The following is a 250-nucleotide window of genomic DNA, read 5'->3' as shown; positions in this document are numbered from 1 at the left end:
ACTTGTCTAATATATAAATAAAAACACTCACAAGGTTCATACATTGACTCTGTGAGTGTTTTTTATAAGCTTTATGTCTTCTGGTCATCTTATCTTTAAGATGCAGAGCTGACCTTATTTCTACCATTTCGTTTCGAGTAGTATAACGCATCATCCGCCGCTTGAATAAATTGCTCTGATGACCCTTCATACTCTGAAACCCCTACCGAAACCGTAATTTTTATTTTTGTTCCATCTAACAATTGAAATG

The 250-nt window shown here is 34.8% G+C and carries 1 protein-coding gene; it reads right to left on the bottom strand.

All coding sequences use genetic code 11. The features are described from left to right. Positions 1 to 95 precede the first annotated feature (95 nt). A partial coding sequence (locus SB717_RS38135) for a GGDEF domain-containing protein (RefSeq protein WP_410908388.1) occupies positions 96 to 250 on the bottom strand: 155 nt, incomplete at its 5' end.

The organism is Priestia sp. SIMBA_032 (assembly GCF_046535215.1).
GTDB lineage: Bacteria > Bacillota > Bacilli > Bacillales > Bacillaceae_H > Priestia > Priestia aryabhattai.
This window is presented reverse-complemented; position numbering and strand designations above follow the sequence as displayed.